The organism is Aeromonas sp. s2, assembly GCF_040907935.1.
In the GTDB taxonomy this organism is placed as follows: Bacteria; Pseudomonadota; Gammaproteobacteria; order Enterobacterales; family Aeromonadaceae; genus Aeromonas; species Aeromonas dhakensis.
In genome coordinates, this window is record NZ_JBFOCR010000014.1 from 61,177 (window position 1) to 86,123 (window position 24,947).

The 24,947-nt window shown below is 63.7% G+C and carries 21 protein-coding genes and 2 tRNA genes; 11 read left to right on the top strand and 12 right to left on the bottom strand.

Annotated elements, in window-relative coordinates; translation table 11 throughout:
- The first annotated feature begins 182 nt into the window (after window positions 1–182).
- Both topA and AB5Y81_RS11150 read left to right on the top strand, forming a co-directional pair.
- The gene (gene topA / locus AB5Y81_RS11145) at window positions 183–2,804 is read left to right on the top strand and encodes a type I DNA topoisomerase (protein ID WP_279485446.1); all 2,622 of its coding nucleotides are present in this window, start codon (window positions 183–185) and stop codon (window positions 2,802–2,804) included.
- Between the two features lie 114 nt (window positions 2,805–2,918).
- Window positions 2,919–3,086, top strand: coding sequence for a hypothetical protein (locus tag AB5Y81_RS11150; RefSeq protein WP_005303277.1), 168 nt, complete (start codon window positions 2,919–2,921; stop codon window positions 3,084–3,086).
- A 15-nt stretch (window positions 3,087–3,101) separates the two neighbouring features.
- Here the strand turns inward: AB5Y81_RS11150 and AB5Y81_RS11155 are convergent, their stop codons facing one another.
- From AB5Y81_RS11155 to AB5Y81_RS11205, 11 genes are all read right to left on the bottom strand, one after another.
- Window positions 3,102–3,458, bottom strand: coding sequence for an MGMT family protein (locus tag AB5Y81_RS11155; RefSeq protein ID WP_279485447.1), 357 nt, complete (start codon window positions 3,456–3,458; stop codon window positions 3,102–3,104).
- A 67-nt stretch (window positions 3,459–3,525) separates the two neighbouring features.
- On the bottom strand, window positions 3,526–5,079 hold the full coding sequence (locus tag AB5Y81_RS11160; RefSeq protein WP_279485448.1) for a PAS domain-containing methyl-accepting chemotaxis protein: 1,554 nt from the start codon (window positions 5,077–5,079) through the stop codon (window positions 3,526–3,528).
- Window positions 5,080–5,295: 216 nt separating this feature from the next.
- Window positions 5,296–7,164, bottom strand: coding sequence for a beta-N-acetylhexosaminidase (locus tag AB5Y81_RS11165; protein WP_206866619.1), 1,869 nt, complete (start codon window positions 7,162–7,164; stop codon window positions 5,296–5,298).
- Window positions 7,165–7,267: 103 nt separating this feature from the next.
- On the bottom strand, window positions 7,268–8,140 hold the full coding sequence (locus AB5Y81_RS11170) for a BadF/BadG/BcrA/BcrD ATPase family protein (protein ID WP_005303267.1): 873 nt from the start codon (window positions 8,138–8,140) through the stop codon (window positions 7,268–7,270).
- Window positions 8,133–9,848, bottom strand: coding sequence for a glycoside hydrolase family 9 protein (locus AB5Y81_RS11175; RefSeq protein WP_279485449.1), 1,716 nt, complete (start codon window positions 9,846–9,848; stop codon window positions 8,133–8,135). Before AB5Y81_RS11175 ends, AB5Y81_RS11170 begins: the two co-directional genes overlap by 8 nt.
- Before the next feature lie 114 nt (window positions 9,849–9,962).
- The gene (locus AB5Y81_RS11180) at window positions 9,963–10,955 is read right to left on the bottom strand and encodes an ABC transporter ATP-binding protein (RefSeq protein ID WP_260753304.1); all 993 of its coding nucleotides are present in this window, start codon (window positions 10,953–10,955) and stop codon (window positions 9,963–9,965) included.
- 11 nt (window positions 10,956–10,966) lie between these two features.
- Window positions 10,967–11,989, bottom strand: a complete 1,023-nt coding sequence (locus AB5Y81_RS11185; protein ID WP_260753305.1) for an ABC transporter ATP-binding protein — start codon at window positions 11,987–11,989, stop codon at window positions 10,967–10,969.
- On the bottom strand, window positions 11,986–12,906 hold the full coding sequence (locus AB5Y81_RS11190) for an ABC transporter permease (RefSeq protein ID WP_017778439.1): 921 nt from the start codon (window positions 12,904–12,906) through the stop codon (window positions 11,986–11,988). The genes AB5Y81_RS11185 and AB5Y81_RS11190 overlap by 4 nt, the downstream gene beginning before the upstream one ends.
- Window position 12,907: 1 nt before the next feature.
- Entirely contained in the window at window positions 12,908–13,891 is a 984-nt protein-coding gene (locus tag AB5Y81_RS11195; RefSeq protein WP_005303257.1) for an ABC transporter permease, read from the bottom strand.
- A gap of 119 nt (window positions 13,892–14,010) precedes the next feature.
- Window positions 14,011–15,696 carry an ABC transporter substrate-binding protein gene (locus tag AB5Y81_RS11200; protein ID WP_005303255.1) on the bottom strand — a complete coding sequence of 562 codons (1,686 nt, stop codon included), beginning with the start codon at window positions 15,694–15,696 and terminating at the stop codon, window positions 14,011–14,013.
- A gap of 416 nt (window positions 15,697–16,112) precedes the next feature.
- Window positions 16,113–19,550: an ATP-binding protein gene (locus AB5Y81_RS11205; protein WP_279485450.1), complete on the bottom strand. Its 3,438-nt coding sequence runs from the start codon at window positions 19,548–19,550 to the stop codon at window positions 16,113–16,115.
- A gap of 249 nt (window positions 19,551–19,799) precedes the next feature.
- On the opposite strand from AB5Y81_RS11205, the gene AB5Y81_RS11210 reads away from it, so the two are divergent.
- Window positions 19,800–19,875: transfer RNA gene (locus AB5Y81_RS11210), tRNA-Gly, on the top strand.
- 55 nt (window positions 19,876–19,930) lie between these two features.
- A tRNA-Cys gene (locus AB5Y81_RS11215) sits at window positions 19,931–20,004 on the top strand.
- 56 nt (window positions 20,005–20,060) lie between these two features.
- Here AB5Y81_RS11215 and AB5Y81_RS11220 read toward each other — a convergent pair.
- Window positions 20,061–20,354 carry a hypothetical protein gene (locus AB5Y81_RS11220; RefSeq protein WP_010633270.1) on the bottom strand — a complete coding sequence of 98 codons (294 nt, stop codon included), beginning with the start codon at window positions 20,352–20,354 and terminating at the stop codon, window positions 20,061–20,063.
- Between the two features lie 214 nt (window positions 20,355–20,568).
- On the opposite strand from AB5Y81_RS11220, the gene AB5Y81_RS11225 reads away from it, so the two are divergent.
- The 7 genes from AB5Y81_RS11225 (at window position 20,569) to AB5Y81_RS11255 (ending at window position 24,879) form a co-directional block, all read left to right on the top strand.
- Window positions 20,569–20,769, top strand: a complete 201-nt coding sequence (locus tag AB5Y81_RS11225; protein WP_005303249.1) for a YbfA family protein — start codon at window positions 20,569–20,571, stop codon at window positions 20,767–20,769.
- A gap of 311 nt (window positions 20,770–21,080) precedes the next feature.
- Window positions 21,081–21,320, top strand: a complete 240-nt coding sequence (locus AB5Y81_RS11230) for a DUF6506 family protein (RefSeq protein WP_336289252.1) — start codon at window positions 21,081–21,083, stop codon at window positions 21,318–21,320.
- 18 nt (window positions 21,321–21,338) lie between these two features.
- Window positions 21,339–22,154 carry a helix-turn-helix domain-containing protein gene (locus AB5Y81_RS11235; protein ID WP_017781947.1) on the top strand — a complete coding sequence of 272 codons (816 nt, stop codon included), beginning with the start codon at window positions 21,339–21,341 and terminating at the stop codon, window positions 22,152–22,154.
- Between the two features lie 352 nt (window positions 22,155–22,506).
- Complete coding sequence (locus AB5Y81_RS11240) at window positions 22,507–22,770, top strand: DUF2282 domain-containing protein (protein WP_005303242.1); 264 nt, start codon at window positions 22,507–22,509, stop codon at window positions 22,768–22,770.
- Window positions 22,771–22,833: 63 nt separating this feature from the next.
- Complete coding sequence (locus AB5Y81_RS11245; RefSeq protein ID WP_017781948.1) at window positions 22,834–23,682, top strand: DUF692 domain-containing protein; 849 nt, start codon at window positions 22,834–22,836, stop codon at window positions 23,680–23,682.
- A complete protein-coding gene (locus tag AB5Y81_RS11250) occupies window positions 23,675–24,430 on the top strand; it encodes a DNA-binding domain-containing protein (protein WP_017781949.1) in 756 nt (251 codons plus the stop codon). The genes AB5Y81_RS11245 and AB5Y81_RS11250 overlap by 8 nt, the downstream gene beginning before the upstream one ends.
- A 5-nt stretch (window positions 24,431–24,435) precedes the next feature.
- Window positions 24,436–24,879 carry a DoxX family protein gene (locus tag AB5Y81_RS11255; RefSeq protein WP_279485451.1) on the top strand — a complete coding sequence of 148 codons (444 nt, stop codon included), beginning with the start codon at window positions 24,436–24,438 and terminating at the stop codon, window positions 24,877–24,879.
- The last annotated feature ends 68 nt before the right edge of the window (window positions 24,880–24,947 follow it).

Sequence of the window (24,947 nt, forward strand, 5' to 3'; positions counted from 1 at the left end):
TAAAAATAAAAAAGCGGTTGCTTCCCGCGGCTTGGCTTCGCATTAATAAATAAAGAAGCAAGGTGGTTCGGGCTGCTGGGCAAATTTGCTCACAAGATTGCTTTTTCCCGTCAAATCTCTTATACAGCCCCACAAAACCGCACACCAACCCCGTCGGGTGCAATGAGGATAATAGTTACAGCATGGGCAAATCACTGGTCATAGTGGAGTCTCCGGCCAAGGCCAAGACCATCAACAAATATTTGGGCAAGGACTACGTGGTGAAATCCAGCGTTGGTCACGTGCGCGATCTGCCGACCAGCGGCAGCGCCAGCAACGAGCCCAAAAAACCTGTCATTCGCGGCATCAAGCTGAGCGAATCAGAAAAGGCTGCCAAGGAGCGCAATGCCCTGTTCTCACGGATGGGGATCAATCCGACCGCAGGCTGGCAGGCCAACTACCAGATTTTGCCCGGCAAGGAAAAAGTGGTCAGCGAGTTGCAGAGTCTGGCCGAGAAGGCCGACACCATCTATCTCGCAACCGACTTGGATAGAGAGGGGGAAGCGATCGCCTGGCACCTGCGCGAGATCATCGGCGGCGACGACAGCCGCTACAAGCGCGTGGTGTTCAACGAGATCACCAAGACCGCCATCCAGGAGGCGTTTGCTCAGCCATCCGAGCTGAACATTCACCGCGTCAACGCCCAGCAGGCCCGTCGTTTCCTCGACCGGGTGGTGGGCTACATGGTCTCCCCGCTGCTCTGGAAGAAGCTGGCCCGCGGCCTCTCCGCCGGTCGGGTACAGTCCGTCGCGGTGCGTCTCATCGTCGATAAAGAGCGCGAGATCAAGGCGTTCGTGCCGGTCGAGTTCTGGGATCTCAACGCCGATCTGCTGACCGCCGACAAGAGCGATCTGCGGATGGAAGTGGTCAGCCGCAACGGCGCCGACTTCAAGCCGGTGACCCAGGCCGAGACCTTCGCCGCCGTGGCCGCCCTGGAAGGGGTCGACTACAAGGTGGTGAACCGGGAAGACAAGCCGACCGGCTCCAAGCCGTCCGCTCCCTTCATCACCTCCACCCTGCAGCAGGCAGCCTCTACCCGGCTGAGCTTCGGGGTCAAGAAGACCATGATGATGGCCCAGCGCCTCTATGAAGCGGGTTACATCACCTATATGCGTACCGACTCCACCAACCTCAGCAAAGAGGCGGTCGAGGCGGTGCGGGAATACATCGGCGAGCAGTATGGCGCCGCCTACCTGCCGAGCGATCCGAACCTGTACGGCGCCAAGGCCAATGCCCAGGAGGCCCACGAGGCGATCCGCCCCTCCAGCGTGCTGGTGACGGCCGAGATGCTGGAAGGGATGGAGCCGGACGCTATGCGGCTCTATGACCTCATCTGGCGTCAGTTTGTCGCCTGCCAGATGACGCCGGCCCAGTACGACTCCTCCACCCTGACCGTCAAGGCGGGCGAGTTCGAGCTCAAGGCGCGCGGTCGCACCCTGCGCTTCGCAGGTTGGACCAAGGCGCTGCCGCCCATGGGCCGCAAGGGTGAAGACAGCCAGCTGCCGGCGGTGACCGTCGGTGAGGTGCTGAAACTCGTCAAGCTGGATCCGCGCCAGCACTTCACCAAGCCGCCCGCCCGCTTCACCGAAGCGGCGCTGGTGCGCGAGCTGGAAAAACGCGGCATTGGCCGTCCGTCCACCTACGCCTCCATCATCTCCACCATCGTCGACCGCGGTTATGTGCGGGTCGAGAGCCGCCGTTTCTTCGCCGAGAAGATGGGTGAGATCGTCACCGACCGGCTGGTGGAGAACTTCGTCGAGCTGATGAACTACGAGTTCACCGCCAAGATGGAAGACAAGCTTGACGGCATCGCCGAGGGGAGCCTGGAGTGGAAGAAGGTGCTGGACGCCTTCTACGCCGAGTTCACCCAGGAGCTGGAAAAAGCGGATCTGCCGGTGGAAGAGGGGGGCATGCGTGCCAACCAGATGGTGCTGACCGACATCGACTGCCCGGATTGCGGCCGCAAGATGGGCATCCGTACCGCCACCACCGGGGTCTTCCTCGGCTGCTCCGGTTACGCATTGCCGCCCAAAGAGCGCTGCAAGAAGACCATCAACCTGGTCTCCGCCGACGAGTTCGTCTCCGCCACCGACGGTGACGAGGCGGAAACCGAGGCCCTGCGTGCCAAGCACCGCTGCGGCGTGTGCGGCACCGCCATGGATGCCTACATCATCGACGACAGCCGCAAGCTGCACGTCTGCGGTCGCAACCCGGATTGCGACGGCTACGAAATTGAGAAAGGCCAGTTCAAGCTCAAGGGCTACGAAGGGCCGAGCATCGAGTGTGACCGCTGTGGATCCGAGATGCAGCTCAAGAACGGCCGCTTCGGCAAGTACATGGGGTGCACCAACGACACCTGCAAGAACACCCGCAAGATCCTGAAAAACGGTGATATCGCGCCGCCGAAGGAAGATCCGGTACCGCTGCCGGAGCTGAAATGCACTCAGTCCGACGCTCACTTCGTGCTGCGTGACGGGGCCGCCGGCCTGTTCCTGGCCGCCAGCAACTTCCCGAAATCCCGCGAGACTCGTGCGCCGCTGGTGGAAGAGCTCAAGCGCTTCAAGGAGCGCCTGTCGCCCAAGCACCAGTACCTGGCCGATGCCCCGGCGTCAGATCCTGACGGTAACGCCTCCATCGTGCGCTTCAGTCGCAAGACCAAGGAGCAGTACGTGATGACCGAGGTCAACGGCAAGGCGACCGGCTGGACGGCGCACTACGACAACGGCAAGTGGCAGGAGAGCCTGGCCAAGTCGAAGAAGGCGTGATTGCGCAGCGCGCACACTCTGATGAAAGAGGCCCCTTGCAGGGGCCTTTTTGTTTTCAGATGGCGGTATACTGAAACCGCTGCAAGGATGGCAGCGCTGGACACGGAGGTTGTGATGGAGATTAACGAGATCCGGCCGGGAATGACCTGTCTGACCCGGGAAGGAACCGCCTATGTGCTGGAAGTGGACAAGCAGAGTCTGCTGGTGCTGTTGCAACGGGAGTACGAAACCATCCCGGTGCAGGTGCGCAGCGACGAGATCCTGGCCCCCATCACCCGGTGAGGCGGGCCGCCATCGTCAGAAGGGCAGGAGAAACAGCAGCTCGGCGAGGTCGGGCTGCCACTGCCACTCCTTCATCCTGACCCGTCCGCCAATCACGGGCACCCCCTCCTCCTGCAGCAATCCCGCCAGTCTGTCAAAGCCTGCCGACCCCTTGGGCAGCGAAATGGTGCCCGCCGCGCCCAGCACCCTGTGCCAGGGCAGCACCTTGTCGGTCTCCCTCAGCACCTTGCCCACCAGCCTGGCCCGGCCTGGCAGCCCCGCCAGATCCGCCACCTGGCCATAGCTCACCACGCGACCGGCCGGGATCAGGGCCAGGATCGCCTCGATGCGGGCCACCTTGTTCAGCGGGGTTGGGGTCGATTCCGTTCTCATGAAGTTGACTCGTCAAAAACAACAGAAGCGCCATTGTGGCGCTTCTGTCGGGTGACTGGCAAATGTGTCAGCCGAAGGTCTGGCTGAGCCCCTTGAGCTGCCTGGCCCGCTCCAGCAGCTCCTGACTGGAGTCGTCGACCTCCTGCATCTTCTGGCTGTTGGCGTGGGAGTACTCGGAGATCTGGTGGATGCTGCGGCTGATATCCTCCACCACCGTCTGCTGCTGCTCGGCGGCGGCGGCGATCTGGGTGGAGAACTCGGTCACCAGCTCGATCTCCTGCAGCACGGTATGCAGGCTGCTGGAGCCCTGACGGGTCATCTCGGCGCACTCGCGGGTCTGCTGCAGGTTCTCCTGCATCATTCCCTTCCAGCGGCTCAGGGTGTGCTGGATCTGCTGGATGCTGCCCTGGATCTGCTCGGTCGCCTTGTGGGTGCGGGTCGACAGGGTACGCACCTCGTCCGCCACCACTGCAAAGCCGCGCCCCTGTTCGCCAGCCCGGGCCGCCTCGATGGCGGCGTTGAGCGCCAGCAGGTTGGTCTGGTCGGCGATGCCCTGGATCTCCCCCATCACGCTGCCGATCCGCTCCGACTCGCTGGCCAGCTCCACCGCCGAGTTGAAGGCCAGCTCCGCCTGTCTGGCGAGCTGTTCGATGCGCTGCTCGGTCTGGGCCAGCTGCTTGTCCGTGTGCTGGCAGCGGCTGCGGGCCTCGCTCACCTGACCGTTGGAGTCCTGGATGTTGCGGGCAATCTCGTGGGCCGTGCTGGCCATCTGGGTCATGGCGGCGGCCATCTGCTGGGTCTGGGCATCCTGCTCGTTGATGTCGAGGCAGGCCTGATGGGAGGCCTGTTTCAGGTTGCTGGCCAGGGCCTGCAGCGGGTTGGTCGCATCGTTGACCCGGCCCAGCACGGTGCGGATGCGGGCTTGCAGCATCTTGATGTGAAAATCGGCGATGGCGCCGGGGCCGTCACCTGAGTAGACCAGCCGGGTCAGGCTGTCGTATTCGCGGCCGAGCTGCTGCAGATAGAGCGGCAGGGCGAAGAGCTCGCGCCAGTAGGCGCCGCCGATGAGCAGCAGGGGCAGCAGCATCAGCAGGGCTGTCGTCGGACCCTGGCTGCTGGCGGCCCAGCCCACCAGGCCGAGCAGCAGCAGGGCGATGGCCGGTGCGCGCACCCGGGCAAGAGAGGGGAGGCGGCTGCCGGTACCGCGCTCGGCCTTGAGCAGGGCCTGGTAGGCCTGGCCGGCGATGCGCTTGAGCTGGGGATCCGGCTTGCAGCGCACCGACTGGTAGCCGCTGATCCGGTTGCCCTCGTAGATGGGGGTCACATAGGCATCGACCCAGTAGTAGCGGCCATCCTTGCAGCGGTTCTTCACCATGCCACGCCAGGGCTTGCCCTCCTTGAGGCGGGCCCAGAGATCGGCGAAGGCCGCCTTGGGCATGTCTGGGTGGCGCACCAGGTTGTGGTTGTGGCCGACCAGCTCGTCGACCGAGTAGCCGGCGATGCGGCAGAAGGCGGGGTTGGCGTAGGTGATCACCCCGCGCAGATCCGTGGTGGAGACCAGTTGTTCGTCGGCAGGAAACTCCACTTCGCTGTCCAGGGTATGGACGTCTCTGCGGGCCATAGGAATACGCTCCGATGTTCTTGTTGATAACTTTGTCGTTGTTATTGTGGCAGATCTGGAGATGGCTGCAGGCTCGCGCCAGCAGGCGGCAGACCGGCTTCATAGGGGGCTGAATTTTGCCAACAATGGCGGATGAATGGTAGGGGCAAGTTGATGTTTTGTTGGTTAATCGTAAAAAAAAGGCGGCCATCAGGCCGCCAAGGAAAAAAGATAACACTACCTCTGCGGTACCCGGTAACGCACCTGGAGCTGGTCGAGGATCTGCAGCTGGCCCGGCAGACGGGCGGCGAAGTGCTCCCACCCCTTGCGGGCGGGGGCGCTCCAGGCCACCTCGGCGGTCGCCAGCATGCGCGGGAACAACATATAGTCGAGACGATCGCGAGAGGTGATCAGTTCCGACCATAAGGGGCTCAGCACCCCCAGGATGTTATCGTTGGCATGGAAATCGGCTGGGGCCGGGTCGCACGCGTAGACCTGCGCCAGATTGAGGGTGCCCGCCCAGTAGAGGCCGGGTTCATGGATGTCCTGACTCCAGGCAAGGTCCAGATAGAGGTGCTGGGCCGGCGCCATTACCACCGGATAACCCGCAGCGGCCGCGTCGAGCCCGGCCTGGAAGCTGGTCCAGGCGAAGATGGTGGCGTCCCGGCTCACCTTGTCGCCGTGCAAAATCTCCTCCCAGCCCAGCATCCGCTTGCCCTTGCCGGCCAGGTACTGCTGGCAATGACGCAGCAGGTGGCCCTGCAGCTCGCGACAATCCTGATAGCCCTGCTGCTTCATCAGCTGCTGGCAGGCGGGGCTGTCGGTCCAGACCCCGCTGGGCACCTCGTCCCCCCCCATGTGCACCAGCGGCCCCGGGAACAGCTCGCACACCTCGTCCATCACGGCTTCCAGGAATTGATAGGTGCCGGGCAGGGCCGGGTTGAGCACGTTGTCGTCAAAATATTGCACCGACAGGTAGCGGGAGCGGTCGGCCTCCTCCACCAGCAGCTCGGGCAGCGCCTTGATGGCGGCGTGGCAGTGACCCGGGATGTCAATTTCCGGAATGATGGTGATGCCAAGTCCGGCAGCATAGGCCACCAGTTCGCGCACCTCGCTCTGGGTGTAGTAGCCGCCATAGGGCTCGGGGCCGCCGCTCAGCTGGGGCCCGACGGCCAGGCCGTGGCCGCGCCAGGCGGCCAGTTCGGTCAGCTGGGGGAAGGCCTTGATCTCGAGGCGCCACCCCTCGTCATCGGTCAGGTGCCAGTGGAAGCGATTGAACTTGTAGAGGCTCATCAGCTTGAGCAGGCGCTTGAGGGTGGCGAGGGAGTGAAAGTGGCGGGCACAGTCGAGAAAGATGCCGCGAAAGCCAAAGCGCGGCGCGTCGCTGAGCTCGATGCAGGGCAGGCTCTCGCCGTGCTGCAGATACCACTGGGCCAGGCTGACGAGGCCATGGCGCCAACCTGCCTCGCCGCCGGCGGCAATCACTATCTCCTCCGGGGTGATGGTCAGCCGGTAGGCCTCCGGGCCCAGGCCGCTTTCAACCAGCCGGATCTCGGCGTCGTGATCCTGCGCCAGCGCGAGCCCGGTCAGCTCGTTGAAGTGGGCCAGCAGCGGGCCGAGCAGGGGGCTCGGGCCGCTGACGTGGGCGCGCTCCGCCAGCCGGAAGTTGCCCTCCAGCAGCAACAAGCGATCTGGCTGTGGCACGATGCCGGCGAGGGGCTCCACCTCGGGCAGATCCGGCGCCGCAGTGGCGGATTGTGGCAGGCCCAGCTCCTCGCCGGTCAGCTCCACCGGCATCAGCTGGGGGCCGCTGCTGGCCCGGGGCAGGCTCAGGAAGAAGCCGCGCGGCATGTCGGAGAGGCGCTTGATGGGGGTGCTACGACAGCAGAAGCGCAGCTCGCTGGCCCCCGTTTGCGGGAGCAAGACCTTGTAGCTGCCGCTCTGGCGCTCCAGCTCCCCGCCCTCTACCGAGCCTGGGTCGATGTGACGTGCCAGGCAGAAGTGGAGCTTCCAGGGGGCATCTGGCAGCTGGCTCAGGCTGAAACGAAACCAGACGTCGTCACCATCGCGTCGGTCGACCTGGGTGTGGATCAGGGGTGCGGACATGAAAACTCCTTCGGTTGCACGAGCAGGGGGCCGGCCGCCCTGGTGAAGGCAGCTGGCGATGGTTGAGGGGAGGGGGTGCCGGTGCTGGCCCGGTACGCCCGGTTCAGGAGTGCAGGCATGGCAGCGCCTCCGTCTTGGCAAACAGGATGGCCCCTTCCAGCGCGTCGGCAGCGGGGCTGACCAGCGGCAGGTGCGCCAGACGGGGGGCGAGGCGCATGCCGATGCCGCCGAGCAGGGCAATCCGGTCGGCGCCCAGCTGGCGCATCCCCTCCAGCAGGGTGGCCAGCTGCTGGCAGGTCTCCTCCAGCAACTGGCAGGCGAGCTCGTCGCCGTCGCTGGCGGCATCGAACACCCAGGGGGCGAAGCGGCCGTAGTCGGCGGGGATGGCGCGGGTGGCCCAGCGCACCACCTCGGCCTGATCCCGCTTGAAGTGATCGAGCAAGCGGATGGCCAGGGTGCTGGGGGGCAGGATGCCGTCGTGGCAGAGCAGGGATTGCTGGATGGCGCGCAGCCCCAGCCAGGCGCCACTGCCCAGATCCGAGATGGGAAAGCCGCGGCCGGAGCAGGTGTGCAGCTGGCCGTGGCGATAGATGAGCCCGGCCGAGCCGGTGCCGGCGATGAGAATGGCCCCCTCCTCGCCGCCAAAGGCGCCCAGACAGGCACCGAAGGCGTCGGAGGTGAGCCGCACGCTCGCAAAGGGGAAGGGCATGGTCAGCATGGCGTGATAGCAGTCGGCCAGCTCGGCGGAGGCGAGCGCCAGCCCGACCCCCATCCGTTGCTGGGCATCCTCCGTCAGTCCGGCCTCGAGACGGGCCTGCTCGATGGCGGCCAGCACGTTGCCATGGGCGATCTCGATGCCGAGCTCCAAGTTGGAGCCGGCGGCGCGTCCCTCGCCGAGCAGCTTGCCGGCCCGATCCCGAATGCGGGCGCGGGTGTGGGTGCCGCCGCCATCCACCCCGACCCAGTACTCAATCATGACGGCCTCCCTGCGCGCTCTGCCAGGTGATGGCCAGGGCGAACCAGGCGGCGTGGGGGATCCACTGCTCCCCCCAGCGCCAGTTCTGATCCAGCCGATCCTTGTACGCCTCTGGAATGAATGCGATCTCCGCCTCGTCATCGAAGCCGGCGGTAATGCCGTTGCAGATCCCCCCCAGCGCGTTGGGATAACCGGCGGTGTAGGCGGGGTTGTTGCTGCCATGACCCGCCAGCATGCAGGCGTTGAAGGGGTTTTGCCCCAGGATCCAGTCGAGCTGGTGCTGGCCGAAGGTGAGCAGCGGCTTGCGCTGGCGCGGCAGCTGGGCCGCAGCGGCAAACGCCATGGCCGCCAGCGACGCCAGCCGGGCGTTCTCCCCCTGCCACCAGTAACCCGACTCGTTGTGATGGGGCATAAAGAAGCTCACCCGGGGCGCCTCATCGACCCCTTTCACATACTGGCGGGCGAGGGCGAACGGGTTGCCGGGCCTGGCGCAAAGCGCCAGCTCGGCGGCCAGCGCCTGCTCGATGACGCGCTGGGCTGCCCCCTGGCGCGCCGGATCCGGCTCGATGGCGAGATACTCCAGCAGGGCCAGCACCGGCAGGCCCGCCTCGGCGGCGTGGTAGTAGGGGCGCGCGCCATCGTCGTTGGCTGACCAGTAGTGGCCGAGCTCAGGGTGAGGGCGCTGGCGGGCACAGAGCTTGCCGGCCCGCACTCTGGCCTCTGTCAGCCACTCGGGGCCCAGGGTGCGGGTCAGCTCGACCGCCGCCAGCAGGGCGCAGTAGTCGTCGATGATGTTCTCGACCCCGTCATCCAGATAGGCGAGGTTGTGCTCACGCAGGTGCAGGTAGCCATGGCGGGCCGCCTCGGCGTAACGGCTGGCATCAAAGTCGCCGCTGACGCTCTCGCGGGCGGCGCGGGCGAGCGCCGCGATGGCCATGCCGCCCCCTTGTCGAAAACCTGCCTGCCAGTGGGCGGACTTGAGCCCCTGCTGGGTGGCGTAGGCGCACAGCTCGCGCTGCTCGGGATCCTTGCTCCACTTGTCGAACAGGGTCATGTAGAAGAAGCCCGACTCATCCTGCATCCGGCAGAGAAAATCCGCGCCGTGCAGCGCCTCGTCGTTGAGCCGCTTGCAGAGGTTCACCCCGTCGATGTCGCGGCGCGGGGCCAAGAGCTCCCGGCATTTGAGCAGGGCCCAGACCACCATGGGGGTCTGCTGGGGGTTGAGGTAGTTGGCGTAGGAGAGGTGGCTCAGGTATTTGCTCATGTCGCCGCTGGCATCGAACCAGCCGCCGTGCACATCTTTGTGCTGGTCGGTGCCAAACAGACGGGCGCTGCGGTCGGCCCGATCGAAGGCGCCGCTGGCGCGCTGTCCCTTGAAGTAGTGGATGACGTCGGAGAGGCAGCGGCTCGCCAGCAGATCGGGGCCGATGGCAAAGCGGGTAGAGCGGACAATGCCATGGGCGGTGATCGCCTCCAGCCGATAGTGGCCTGGCTCTTGGAATGCCGAGAAGTCGGCGCGCCAGTAAGCACGGCCCTGCCAGCCGGGGACGCTGCCGGCCGCTTGCAGCGGGGTTTCAAACAGGATCTGGCCATCACCCTGGCGTTGCAGCCTGACATAGCCGCCGAGATCATGGGCGGGGGTGGCTTGCAGCAGGGCGATCTTCTCCCCGTCGCACGGGTAACCCACCTGATTGATCAAGAGTTCCATCGAGGTATTACTCCTGTGGTTCACCGACAGGCGGTGAGGCACATCACGGGGCTATGGCAGCCCCGTATCGAGGCATGGCCGGACAGTGCTGTCCGGCCGGTTCAAGGCTCACCCTCACTCGTAGAGGTAGCAGCGCACGAAGTGGTTGTCGGCAAGCTTGCTGACAGGGGGCAGGGTCTCCTTGCAGCGCGGCATCACCTGATTGCAGCGCCCGGCGAAGGGGCAACCGCAGGACTCCGGCGTCCAGAGCGGGATCTCCCCCTTGCGGCCGCCCTCCAGTTCGGCGTGGATGCTCTTCTCGGGGTCGGGCACCGCCGAGATGAGCAGCTGGGTGTAGGGGTGCTGGGGGTGGTGCAGGATCTCGTCCACCTCGCCCCACTCCACCATGTGCCCGACGTACATCACCGCCAGATCTTCGGCCACGTAGCGGGCGGTGGCGATGTCGTGGGTGATGTAGAGCATGGAGACGCCGAGTTCGTCCTTCATCTGCTCCATCAGGTTGAGGATGCCGATGCGAATGGAGACGTCGAGCATGGAGGTGGGCTCGTCCGCCAGCACCACTTCCGCCTCCACCGCCAGGTTGCGGGCGATGTTGACCCGCTGGCGCTGGCCGCCGGAGAGCTGGTGCGGGTACTTGGCCGCGGTGGCCTTGGCAGGGGTGAGCCCCACCTTCTCCAGCAGGCCATAGACCATGTCGGGCAGATCTTTCTTGTCGATCACCTTGCTGTGCAGCAGCAGGGGGCGGGCGATGTGGTGGTAGATGGTGTGGGTCGGGTTCAGCGAACCGAACGGATCTTGCCACACCATCTGTACGCTCTGGCGATAGTCCAGCAGGGCGGTGCCCTTGTTGAACTCCTCGAGGTCGCGGCCGCGATAGAGGATGCGGCCACCGGAGAGCTTGTACATCTTGGCGATGATCTTGGCGATGGTGCTCTTGCCGGAGCCGGACTCTCCCACCACTGCCAGAGCGCGGCCCCGGTGCAGGTTGAAGGTGATGTCCGAGAGGGCCCGCATCTTGCCGCTCTTGATGGCATTGGAGTTGACGGGGAAGTCCTTGTAGAGGTGCTGGACTTCGATAATGGGGGCGTCGGTTTTGGCGATTTGCATGACAGACATCCTTAACAGCCAGCGGCCTTGTCCAGATAGATCAGGGGATCTTGTTGCTCATCCTGCGCCTCATAGAGGTGGCAGGCGGTTTGTTGGCCGGGGCGGATCTCGGCCAGCCGGGTGTACTCCTGACGGCAGCGCTCGTGCACCCTGGCGCAGCGGGCCTGAAAGCGGCAGCCGACCGGCACCTCCAGCAGGTTGAGCGGCGTGCCCGGGATCCCCTCCAGCACCTTCTTCGGCCCGTGCAGGGGCGGGAAGGAGTTGCCGAGCCCCCTGGTATAGGGGTGCAGCGGCGCGGTCAGGATCGCCTTGGCCGGCGCCACCTCCACCAGTTCACCGGCGTACATGATGCCGATGCGATCGCAGAACTCGACCATCAGCGAGAGGTCGTGGGTGATGAAGAGGATGGAGAAGTTGAACTTCTCTTTGAGCGCATAGACCTTCTGCAGGATCTCCCGCTGCACCACCACGTCGAGCGCCGTGGTCGGCTCGTCCATGATCAGGAGCTCGGGATTGAGCGCCATGGCGATGGCGATCACCAGCCGCTGGCGCATGCCGCCGGAGAACTGGTGCGGGTAGTCCTTGAGCCGGCTCGGGTGGATGTCGACGATGGCGAGCAGCTCCTGGGCGCGCTTGATCGCCTCATAGCGGGTCAGCCCCGGGTTGTGGGCCAGCAGCACGTCGCAGAACTGCTCCTCCATGCGCAGCACGGGGTTGAGCGCGTTCATGGCGGACTGGAACACCACCGACACCTGCTGCCAGCGGTAGCTGCGCAGCCGCTCATCGCCGTAGTGGAGGATGTTCTCCCCCTTGAACAGGATCTCGCCGCCGCTGATGTAGGCGGGCGGCTTGTGCAGCCGCGCCACCGAGAAGGCGACGGTGGACTTGCCGCAGCCCGACTCGCCGGCCAGGCCAAACACTTCACCGGGGGCGATGTCGAAGCTGACCGAGTTGACGGCGCGCACGTCGCCGTTCTCGGTGATGTAGTCGACGCAGAGGTTGCGTACCGACAGCAGGGGTTGTTGCGATCTCATGCTGTCTTCTCCTGTACGGCCGGCACCGGCGTGGTGACGGGGGCGGCGAGTTTCTTCCAGCGATTGAGCCCCTTGTGGGAGCGCAGCTGCGGGTTGGCGATTTCGTCGATGGCAAAGTTGAGCAGGGCCAGGCCGGCACCGAGCGTTGCGATGGCGAAGCAGGGGGCCAGGATCTCCCACCAGGCGCCGACCAGGATGGCGCTGGAGGTCTGGGCGTTGTAGAGCATGATGCCCCAGCTCACCACAGTGGGGTCGCCGAGGCCCAGGAACTCCAGGGTCGCCTCGGTGACGATGGCGTAGATGATGGAGCCGATGAAGCTCACGCCGATGATGGAGATGAGGTTCGGCAATATCTCCACCAGAATGATGCGCCAGGCCGGCTCCCCCAGCACCTCGGCGGCGATGACGAACTCTTTCTCGCGCAGGGCCAGGGTCTGGGCACGGATGACCCGCGCGCCATAGGCCCAGGAGGTAAAGCCTATGATGAGGGCGATGACCGCCGGTGACGCCTCCCCGATGAAGCTGGCCAGCACCAGCAATAGAGGGAGGTTGGGGATCACCAGCACCACGTTCATCAGGAAGGTGAGGCACTCGTCCACCAGGCCGCCGAAGTAGCCGGCGGTGATGCCGATGGCGACGGCGAGGGCGCACACCAGCAGGCCCGCGCTGAAGCCCACCATCAGGGAGATGCGGGCGCCGTTGGTGAACTGGGCCCAGATGTCGTGGCCCATGCGGGTGGTGCCCATCACGAACTCGGTGCTGGGGGGCTGGTGGGGGCGGGCCACCCGCTTGGTCGGTTCGTTGCCGGCCAGAATGGGGGCGAACAGGGCCATCAGCACGAAGCTGACCACGATGAAGAGGCCGCAGGCGGCCTTCTTGTTGCCCAGCAGGATTTTCAGAATAGTCGGCATGCGCATCTTATTTGCCTCCGGTACGCAGACGGGGATCCAGGAAGACGTAGAGCACGTCGGCCAGGAAGTTGAAGCTGAGCATGGTGATGGTCATGATGAGCAGCTGCCCCTGAATGAGCGGGTAGTCGCGGGCCAGAATGCCCTGATAGAGGGTCAGGCCCAGGCCGGGATAGTTGAAGATCACCTCGGTGATGAGGGATCCGCCGATGACGAAACCGAGCGCCATGGAGAGGGCGGTGACGCTCGGCAGGATGGCGTTGCGGGCGCCGTAGTTGAAGATCACCCGGTTGCTGGAGAGCCCCTTGGCCTTGGCCATGGTGATGTAGTCCTCGCCCAGCAGGTTGATCATGTTGTTGCGCATGGTGATGAGAAAGCCCCCCACCTGCACCATGGCCAGGGTGCCCACCGGCATGATGGCGTGGGTCAGGATGCTCTTGATGTGCTCCCAGCCCCAGTCGGGGGTGATCTCCGGGCTGTAGGCGTAGCCGATGGGCAGCCACTCCAGGCTCACCCCGAACAGGAAGAGCGCCAGCAGCGAGATGACCACAGGCGGAATGGCCTGCATCACCAGAGTGAGCGGGGAGAGGATGCTGTCGAGGCGTCCGCCCCGGTGCCAGGCGGCGAAGATGCCGACGATGGAACCGATGGAGAAGCTCAGAATGGTGGAGGTGCCCACCAGAAACAGGGTCCAGCCGATGGCGCGGCCGAGCACGTCGGCGACCGGTTGGGGGTAGTAGCGCACCGAGGTGCCGAGATCCCAGGTGAAGACGCTCTTCACATAGGTGAGAAACTGGGTGCCGATGGGGCCGTCCACGAAACCGAAGGTGGCCTTGAGGGCCTCCAGCGCGGCGGGTTCCATCATGGCGCCGGCCCGGGCAAACATGACGGAGACGGGGTCTCCCGGCATGGCTCTGGGCAGCAGGAAGTTGATGGTGGCGGCCACCAGAAAGGCGACCAGATAGAAGGAAAAGCGTCTCAGTATGAATCCCATGATGATACCTTTTACTGCTGGTCCGCCCCGCGCCGGGCATAGTTACCCCAACCCCGGCAGAGCCGGGAGATAAGGGGAATGGGCGGGGAAGAGGGCCCCCCGCAGGGGGCCGGGATTGATTAGCTGTTCGGCTTGAGTGACAACACGTGCAGCAGACGCTCCGGGGTGTCCGGGTGAACCTGCGGCTTGGCGACCGGATTGTCGGCACTGAACCAGCCGTGGAAACGCTTGGTGCTGTATTCGTACCAGGTCGGGTTGTTGAACACCGGGATGATGGTCTGGTTGGCACCGACCCTGTCCTGGATCTCGAACATGATCTCCTTCTGCTTGGCGGCATCGGCGGTCTGGGTGAAGTCGTCGATCAGCTTGTCCAGCGCCGGATCCTTGTAGCGGGGCGCCGCAAAGCGGTTGCCGCGCTCACCCATGTTGCGGGAGTGGAAGGCGGTCTCGAAGTACTTGTGCGGGTTGGCACCGGCAAAGTAACCCTGCAGGGCGACGTCGAAGTCACCGGTGATCAGGTTTTCGGTCCAGACGGTGGCTTCCGGGGTGGCGGTCTTGGCGTTCAGGCCCAGAGCCTGCAACCCTTCCACGCCGATCTGGGCGGTGTTGACCCAATCGGTCCAGCCGTTCGGTACCAGCACCTTGAACTCGATCTTCTGGCAGGTGGGGGTGTCGAGGAACTTGTCGCCGTCACAATCCTTGTAGCCGGCCTGTTTCAGCAGGGCCTTGGCCCCTTCCAGATCGAACTTGTTGTACTTGCCGTACTTCTTGTCCACTTCCGGGTTGTTCCAGGAGTCGAACGCCTTGCCGAGCCCTGACGGGTACTCGTTGACGGTCGGGTAGCCGTAGCCCGCGATGTCCACCATGGACTGGCGGTCCATTGCCATGGAGAAGGCGCGGCGGAAGTTGACGTCGTTGAAGGCTTCGTGGTTGCCCGGTTTCTTGGCCTGGAAGTTGACGTTGAACGCCACCGTGCCGGAGGCCGGGAACCAGTATTTGTTGTTCTTCGGATCGTTGCCGACGTAGAGGCGCTCGATGTCCGGTACGAAGGAGCCGAACCAGTCCACGTCACCCTTCATCACCGCGGCCAATACCTGGTCGTTGGTGGCCATCTGCGGCATGCGCAGGCAGTCGATGGAGAGGTTGGCGTTGTCCCAGTAGTGCGGGTTGCGGCACTGGGTGTAGAGCTGGGCGGAGAAGTTGTCCACTTCGGTGAAGGGACCGGTGCCGACCGGCTTGTCGTTGGTGAAGGCGACCGGGTCTTTCACCGATTTCCACTGATGCTCCGGTACGATGGGCACCAGCACCAGGTCGTTCACCACGTTGGTGTTGACGTCGGTCAGGTCGAACTTGATCTTGTTGGGAGCCAGCTTCTCGACGCTCTTGATCTGGGTCCAGATTGAGCGCTCGTCCAGCGCCTTGTTGGCCTTGACCAGGTTGAAGGAGAAGAGGACGTCATCGGCGGTAAAGGGCTGACCGTCCGACCACTTCACCCCGTCACGCAGATCGAAGGTGACGGACTTGAGGTCCTTGCTGAACTCGAAGTGGGTGGCCAGACGATAGACGGGCTTGCCGCCCTGCATATCGTTGAAGATCACCAGGGGTTCATAGATGAAGTGACGGGTGGTGTGCAGCAGGCCCGCCTGCAGGAAGGGGTTGAAGTTCTTGACCCACGCGGTTTCCTGTTGTGCGACCAGGGTCAGCACCGTCTTGTTGTCGGCCGCCATGGCGTTGCCGGCAGCGCCGGCAAGCATCATGGTGCCCAGCATTACAGCAGTAGAGATTTTGGATACTTTGGCAAGCATATTATTTCCTTTCTTATTTATATTCCTTGTTTGGATTTGAGCACCGACTTCGCATGCTGGGGAGGTCGGCCCTCAATGTTGGTCAGGTTTTTCACCCTTGTAGTTGTGTCATCCAACGTCCCTAGCAAAGCAGAGTTAACAGGAAAACAACAACTGTTCAGATCGTCGATATCGTAAAAATCGGCGCCATCACGTCAATTTCGTCAAAATGGCTTTTAACTCGATTTAAATCATGAAGTTATGTTAATTGCTCTGACGTAATAAGTCCCCGTCAATCTGCCCCTCATGACAATTGTGTGAATTGGATCGGCTCTCGTTTTGACGTGGTGAGCGGGCTTAATTCTGCACAAAAAAAAACCGCCCCGCCAAGTGTGAGCCAGGGCCCAGATTGGAGATGGGGGCGGGGAGGGGATGCGCTAGCTCTTGCGGGTGGCGAGCTGGCGCAGGGTCTGGGCGCTGTGGTGCAGTTGCTGGCGCTGGGCCTCGTTGAGCGGGCCGTGGCTGAGCACGTATTCGGCAGTGGCGACCACCGTCTTCCAGCGCGGCGCCTTGGGCAGGGTATCCAGGCTCAGGTACTTGTCGAGGGTGCGGGTCTGCGGGCTGGAGCGGTCCATGTAGACCCGCCACAGCTTGCTCTTCTCGGCCAGCACTATCTTGCCCTTGCCGGTGCTCTGCTGCCAGGCATCCAGGGTGAGCCGCATGGTGTCCACCAAGGCGCGGCGCAATGGCTCGTCATCCTGCTGGCGGATGAGGTCGTCGGCGAGCGAGCGGAACTCCCCGCCCAGCCGGCTCAGCTCGCCCAGCAGCTGGCCATCCTCGATGATGGCCTGGCGCGACAGGCTCTTGAGGGCATTCTCCAGCGCCATCACCCGGTTTTCGTCGGGCCTCGATTCGGTGCTGAGGGCCAGTGCATAGGCGGCCTGCCCCCCCAGACTGATGGGCAGGGCGCGGGCGTTGAGCTCGTCTCTCTGGCCCGCCACCAGAAACGCCAGCGACTGCTCCTGGCCGGCCTGCAGCCCGGGCCACTGGCTGGCCAGCGGACTGGCCAGCCAGTCGTCCAGCGGCTGCCCCTCCATGGCTTCCGGCTCCTGGCCCAGCAGGCGAGCCAGCACCCGCGAGGCGAACAGCACCGTGCCCTGATCATCGATGAACACCATGGGATCGGCCCCCTCGCCGAGCAGGGCCAGCAGCCGCTGCTGATCCTGATGCAGCTGCTCCTGCAGCACCAGCCGGTGCTCTATCTCCTGCTTGAGCAAGCGGTTCTCCACCAGAGAGGCGCGTCCGGCGCTCGCCTCCAGCAGGGCCCTGACCCGGGCGAACAGCTCCTCCTTGCAGAAGGGTTTCACCAGATAGTCGTTGGCGCCGGCGTTGAAACCCTCCTCGATATCCTTGGGCTGGTTGAGGGCGGTGAGCAGCAGCACCGGCAGCTTCTCCTTGGGATGCTGCTCCCGCAACCGGCGACAGACGTCGAAGCCGGAGAGGGTGGGCATCATCACGTCCAGCAGGATGAGGTCGACCGGCTCCTGGGCCAGCTTGGCCAGCGCGTCGTGGCCGTCGCTGCTGGGCAGGATGCGATAACCACAGGGCTGCAGCAGGTGGCGCAGTATGTGCAAATTGATGGGCTCGTCGTCCACCACCAGGATGAGGGGGGCATCCCCGGGCGGCGGGGGGAGGTCATCGCTCTCCCACTCCGGCAGGGCGAGCGGCTGCTGGCGCACCAGCTGATGCTCTATCTGGCGGCTGTCGAGGGTCAGGCTGCCGGCCTTGCAGCTGGCGAGCGGCAGGGTGAAGGCGAAGGTGGAGCCGACGCTCGGCTCGCTCTCCACGAACAGCTCGCCCCCCATCAGGTGCACCAGCTGGCGGGTGATGGAGAGGCCGAGGCCGGCCCCCTGCTTGCTCACCTCCGGGCTCATCTGCACCAGCGGCTCGAAGATGTGCTCCAGGTGATCCCTGGCGATGCCGATGCCGGTGTCGGTCACCCGAATGTGCAGGAAGTTGCCCTCCACCAGGGCGCTCAGCACCACCTTGCCCTGTGGCGTGTACTTGATGGCGTTGCCCACCAGGTTGTAGAGCACCTGTTCGAGCCGCTGCTCGTCCGCCAGCACAGGCGGCAGCTCGGCCGGGGTTTTGTCCACCAGGGTGAGCGGTTTGGCCTGCACCAGGTGCTGGCAGAGATCCAGCACCAGCCGGATGACCCCCTTGGAGGAGACAGGCTGGGGGTGGATCTCCAGCTGGCCGTAGCGCATCTGGTGGTAGTCGAGCAGATCGTCCACCAGCCGCGCCAGGCCGTCGGCACTCTTGATGATGAGCCCCAGCTGTTTCTGCTGCCCTTCGGTCAGATCCTGCTGGCTGGCGAGCATGGACTCGGCCATCCCCTTGATGCCGTGGATGGGGGTGCGCAGCTCGTGGGAGGTGTTGGCCAGCAGCTCATCCTTGAGCTTGTCCGCCTGCTGCAGGCTGAGGTTCTGCTTGTGGGTCAGCTTGACCTGCTGCTGCAGCTCCTGGGTCTGGCGCTCGATGAGCTCGATCTTGTCCTTCACCGAGCGCTGCATGTGGCGAAACGCCTGGGCGAGCCGGTCGATGTCGTCATCGGTGCGGGCGATGGCGATGGGGTGATCCAGGGCGCCATCGGCCACCTGCTCGGCGGCGGCGGTGAGGGAGCGCAGCGGCGCCGTGATGGAGTGGGAGAGCCAGCGGGAGAAGAGGATCAGCAGCAGCAATGAGCCGGCCCCCAGCAGGATCACCAGGGTTTCCAGCTGGCGGATGGGGCGATAGGCCTCGCTGGTGGAGATCTCGGCGATGAAGGCCCACTCGGTGTCGAACACCTTCACCTGGGTGTAGGCGGCCAGCACCTCGTCCTCGTGGTAGGAGCGAAACAGCCCAACCCCCTGCTCGCCGGAGAGCGCCTTGACCACCAGCGGGGTCTGCAGCGGCCGGAAGTTGGGGCTGAAGCTGTTCTCCACGCTGAACTCGGGGGCCAGCCAGGCGTTGGCGCGCATCCGCTTGTCCGGGCCGATGAGAATGGTCTCACCGGTTGCACCGAGCCCCTCCCGCTCCGCCATGATCTGGTTGAGCTTGTCCGGCAGCAGCTCGAAGATCACCACGCCGCGCACATAGTCGTACTGCATCACGGGGGCGGCCATGTAGGCGACCACCTGGCCGGTCAGCTCGTTGCGGCCAAAATCGGTGAACTCGAAGATCTGTTGCGGCTTCTGGCCGCCGTCGAGGCGCCGCTTGATCTTGGCGAAGGTCTGGCCCAGACCACTCGATTGGTAGGGGCCGGAGAGCAGGTTGGTGGCGAAGTTGGCGCGCTTGGTGACCGAATAGACCACGTCGCCGTTGAGATCGATCAGGAAGATGTCGCTGTAGTTGGACTTGCGCACCATGTCGGCGTAGCCGCGGTGAAAGCGCTGATGCACCCGGCCATACATCTCGTCCGCCAGGATCAGGGCACTGATGGAGGGCTCGATGTCGGGGGTGTTGTCAGGCTTTTGCAACTGATCCCAGGAGCCCGGCACATAGCGGGCCTGGGCGCGGGCGCGGGCCTCCTGCGGCGTGGTGCCGAGTTTCTCGAAGGCGCCGGTGAAGCCGTAGAAGCGACCGATACTGTTGCCGGCAAAATCCTGCTGGGAAAAGTTGATGATCTGCTGTTTGAGGTTGCCGAAGTAATCTTCCAGCTGACTCTTCTTGATGTTGCGAACGGAAACCAGATGGTTGGAGGTCTGGGTGGTGAGATCCTTGCCGTGGCTATAGAGGAAAAACAGGGTGACAACCAGGAAGGGCACCATGGCCAGCATAAAAAATGCCAGCATCAGCTGCGGCCTGAGTCCACGAGGCTTGAAGATCCATTTCATCGGGAGATTTTCAATTGAGAATCCGGTTACTAACCGCCGCAAGTCTCTGATTAAAGGCTAATCATTTCAATGACTTTATCTTGAATTCGCCTGCTGGGTCACAGCCTGGCGCGTTTTTTTTGGGCAAGCCGTCTAAACCCTGAGCAAACAGCACGAGAAAGGGCTGAAAGTGAGAAAAAAGGGTTGTGCCTCTGCTCGGGGTACGTATAATGCGCCTCGTTGTCAGGCAACTGGCACACAAGCAGTAATGCGGGAATAGCTCAGTTGGTAGAGCACGACCTTGCCAAGGTCGGGGTCGCGAGTTCGAGTCTCGTTTCCCGCTCCAATTTTCCATGGCACCAATCATGGATATCACTTTCAAGGCAATGCCTTGTCAGCATGGCGCGTTAGCAAAGCGGTTATGCAGCGGATTGCAAATCCGTTTAGTCCGGTTCGACTCCGGAACGTGCCTCCATCTTCTCCCTGTCTGAATTTTCCGATATCGACCGTTTCGTGCGGCGCTTTGTCTTATCAATATCCCTGCTGCAGCAACAGCTGTTCGCAACCCTGCTGTTGCCACTCCCGCTCCAGATAGCGGTTTACCTGTGTCAGGTCCTGTCCCCGGTACTGAAACTGCACTTCGGCCGAGTGTTCGGTAACATCCATCATCTTCTGTTTCAACTGACCGCACTGCCACAGGCTGACGGTGGGGGCCCCCTTGTAGGCCAGGGTGATGCTGTCGTCCCGGTTGAGCTGCCAGTCCTGCCATTCTGACCAGATCAGCAGGCCCAGGATCCCTATGATCGCCATTTCTGCGGGTTTCATCGCCTTGACTCCATGTTGACTACCAACTCATTAAATCTGGTCAAACGCGGCCGCTTTGCCAGCTTTTGTTGCCTGTAAGTTAATGGATGTAACCCAATTTCACTTTGTTGCTTTTCAGGGCGTTTTTTGCGAAAAAATGGGATTCCTGGTGTAGTAATCCTACAAATTGTGGAGTAATCTTTGCTCAGTGGTCTTACCAGTGAGGAGTGCTATCATGTTTCATCCCTATTCCCTTACTCAGATAATTCTTCGTCGCCTCTATGTGCTGCTGGTGGGTATGCTGGCTTTCCCCGTGATGCTGTTTCGCAGCGACCGGGCCCGTTTCTACAGCTATCTGCACCGGATCTGGAGCAAAACCAGCACCAAACCGGTATGGCTCAAGATGAGCGAGCGCGGCGAGCGGATCTTCTACTGAGGTCCCGGCTTGATGACAAAAGAGACAGCTTCGGCTGTCTCTTTTGCATTTATGACCCCTGGCCGCGCAAATTGCATTCAACAGGGAGAAATGAGGTCTGTATGGCGCCCCTTTCGCCAGGTTTTGTCCTGCATGATGAGGGCGGGTGGCGCCGCGGTACAATCCGGCCCGCGGGATCCCGGGTAGAGTGGCGACTCATTGATCCGAGGAGCTTTTTATATGTCCGATATTTTCAAGGCCGCCTTCATCTTCGTTGCACCGGGGCGGATCCCGCCTGCCACGCCAGCTGGGTCAAGACGGAGAAAGTCCATGTGAAGACGATCGCCGTGCCCGACTACCAGGGAGGCCGTGAACTGCTCGACGAGCTATATCGGGAGGGGATCCGGGCGGTGGAGCTGTGTGCCGGGTTCGGTCACCTGGGGGTCGCCGCCATGGTGGAGGCGGCCGCGGGGCGCATGGAGATAGGCGTGGTGCGCTTCGATCGCCATCCCTGTCTCGACCATGTCAGCGGTGATACCCTCTTCCTGTCCACCTCCGAACCGAGCCAGTGAGCAATATCGCCTCCCATCATGATGCAGTGCCGTAAATTTCAGCCCGCTCCCGATCTGGCGCCCTGGCTGGCGCAAGGCTGGGAGTGGCGCCTTGGCCAGCCCCAGCCGATGCCTGAGATCTTCCCCGGCACCGGGGCCGAGATCCTGTTCAATCTGGGGGATCCCCTCACCATCACGATCCTCTCGTCAGCAGACGCGCCCCGCACCGTCACCGTGGCCACGGGGGTGGCCGTGTTGCTCTGCCCGCGCCATGCTCGCCTGCGCTTTGCCGCCCATGGCCAGACTCATCTGCTGGGGCTGCGGCTGCGCTCTTCGGCCTGTTTCGATCTGTTTGGCGTGCCGCTCGAGCAGTTGAGCGATCGGGTGCTGTCCCTCGATGAGCTGGGGATTGTCTGCCCCGACCCGCAGTGGTTGATGCAGGAAGGGGCAGGGGCGCTGGGGGCCTGGTTGCGCCGGCAGGTAGCGAGTCGTCCGCCGCGGGATCTTGCGCTGCTGCGGGCGATAGAGCGGCTCTATTACGGCACGCCGGCGATTGAGTTGCAGCTGCAACTGGGGATGAGCGCACGCACCTTTCAGCGGCGATTGCGCAGCCATCTCGGGGTGGATGCCCGCTATTTTCTGCGTACCGCCCGCTTTCAAAGGGCGCTGCGCCAGCTGCTGTCGGGCGCCCCGTCGCTCGATGCCCTGCTGGAACAGGGCTATTGCGATCAGCCCCACTTCATCAAGAGCTGCCACTTCTTTACCGGGCGCTCGCCCGGGCAACTGCTCACCCCTGAGCACCAGCGCCTCAACCACTACAGCCCGCAGATAAACCGGCTGGCCGGATCGCTTTGACGACCCAGCCCGCTCGGCGCTTTCCATTCATCTTGTCTTGCGACCAGCTCGCCTCTCGCCGCCGCGCGCTGGTGAAAATGTGCAGGCAAACCCGCGTCGGGATGGTCGGGGAGGCGAACCGGTTACCCCGTCACCGCCATGCCATCGTCTCTGTCGCCGACTTGATGTCAATGCCAAGGGGCCGAGAACATCCTGAAAACTCCTTTTAAAACAACATTCTACTAATTGTGTTTTTTATAGATGTGCCGATTTTGCATTTTTTTTGAAATCATTTCGTCGCAGCGCCGGTTCTATGGAAGGCATCCGGTCGCGAATGATCGGGCACACCACACACAATCAGAAGGAACAGAGAATGAACGTTAAAAAGAGCACTGCCATCGCCTCCGCCATGACCGGTCTGCTGGCCCTCGGCGCCCAGTTCATTGCCGCCCCGGCCATGGCTGCCGACGAGAAGGAGAAGTGCTATGGCGTGGTGAAGGCGAGCAAGAACGACTGTGCGACCAAGACCAACTCCTGCGCCGGCACCGCCAAGATGGATGCCCAGGGCGACGCCTTCGTGGTGGTGCCCAAGGGGCTGTGCGAGAAGCTGGCCGGCGGTTCGCTGCAACCCAAGTAAGGCTGGGTGCCACGGTGTTGTGCACCGTGGCTCTCTTTTGATGGCCAGCCGCGAGTCTTTGCGATGAACCCCTTGATTGGTATTGGATTGCGAACCCCCCATTACGACGAGATGCTGCGTACCCTGCCGGCCGTCGGCTGGCTGGAGGTGCACAGCGAGAATTACTTCGAACGGCACAGCCGGGGTTTTCAGGTATTGAGCGAGCTGGCCCGGCACTATCCGGTCAGTCTGCACGGGGTCGGCATGTCCCTGGGGTCGGCCGATGGGCTCGACCTTGCTCACCTTGCCAGCCTCTCGGCCCTGGCCGGCGCCATCAAGCCGGTGCGCATCTCGGAGCACCTCAGCTGGGGCAGCATCGGGGGGCGCCACTTCAACGATCTGCTGCCGGTGCCCTATACCCGGGAGGCCCTGCTCACCATGAGCGACAAGATCATGCAGGTGCAGGATGCACTCGGCTGCCGGCTGCTGATCGAGAACCCCTCTTCTTACCTGCAACTGGCGGGAGAGATGCCGGAGTGGGAGTTTCTGGCCGAGCTGCAACGGCGCAGCGAGTGCGGCATCCTGCTCGATCTCAACAACCTCTACGTCAGTGCCTTCAACCACGGCTTTGCGTGCCGTGACTATCTGGCTGCCATCGACATCGCCACCGTGGGCGAAATCCACCTGGCCGGTTTTACCGACAAGTCCCTGCCGCAGGGGCACCTCTATATCGATACCCACAGCGCGCCGGTGAGCGAGCCGGTCTGGGCCCTCTATGCCGAGATCTGCCGCCAGCGCGCCATCCCCACCCTGATCGAGTGGGATCTCGAGATACCGCCGCTCCCCGTGCTGTTGGCGGAGGCCGAGCGTGCGAGCACCCTGCTGGATGCCGCCATGGCCGCCCATCTTGCGTCGGAGGCCGCCCATGTCTGAGCTGGCCCACCGGCAGCAGCAGTTTGCCGAGGGGCTGCTTGGCCAGAGCGAGGCCATTCTGCCCCACGTCCATTCCCGCCTCTTCCCGGCCGATGCCGTGCTGCAGGTCTATCGCAACCACTTCATCCTGAGCCTTGGCGAGGTGCTGGCGGGCAGTTACCCGGCGGTCAAGGCCATGGTGGGGGAGGCGTTTTTCGACGCCGCGGCGCGCGGCTTCGTACTGGCGGAGCCCCTCTGCGAAGGGAGCGTGATGCACTACGGCGCAGGCTTTGGCGACTGGCTCGCCGGGCTGCCCACCACCGCCGAACTGCCCTGGCTGGGGGAGCTTGCCCGTTTCGAGTGGGCACTGGAGCGCACCAGCCTGCTGGCCCCCGAGGTGCGCCACTGGCCGGCCGAGCGGGTGGCGGCCCTGCCGCCAGCGGCCTGGCAGACGCTGGTGCTGATCCCGGCCTGTGATCTGCTTCTGTTCGACAGCCTTCGCCCGGTGGAGGCCCTCTGGCAGATGGCTCTGCACCAGGGTGAGGCGGTGCACGATCTGGCGGCCCCCGCCTGGCTCGCCCTCAAGAAACAGCCCGATTGTCGGGTATTGCCGCTGCGCCTGAGCGAGGGGGAGTGGCGCCTGCTGGATGGCTGCCGCCAGGGCATCGCCCTGTCGACCCTGCTGGCGCAAGATGCGCAGGCTGCAGAGTCTCTGACCCGCCTCGTCACCCTGGGCCTGCTGGTCGATGTGACCTCAACGCTGGAGTAAATTCGATGACAAACCACAAGTTCCCCCTGATGCAGCAACGGGGGCCGGCCGCCCCCTGGTGGCTGAGCGGTGCCCTGTTGCTGCTGGCCAGATGCTGGGTGGCGGCGGTCTTCTTGCGCTCCGGCTGGCTCAAGCTGAGCGCCTGGGACAGCACCCTCTACCTGTTCGAGTTCGAGTATCGGGTGCCCCTGCTGCCCTGGCAGTGGGCAGCCTGGCTGGGGACGGCCACCGAGTTGCTGCTGCCGGTGCTGCTGCTGCTTGGGCTCTTCACCCGACCGGTCGCCGCCCTGCTGTTTGCCTTCAACATCATGGCGGTGCTCTCCTATCCCGCCCTCTGGGCCGGCGGCTTTTACGATCACCAGTTGTGGGGCTGGATGCTGCTGACCCTGGCGGTGTGGGGGGCGGGGCCGCTGGCCCTGGATCAGTGGCGCCTTGTCAGGCGGGAATGAAGCCGCCACACTGGCACTCTCATCAGGCACCCTGCGGGGTGCCTGTTCATTTCATCACAAGGAGGAGA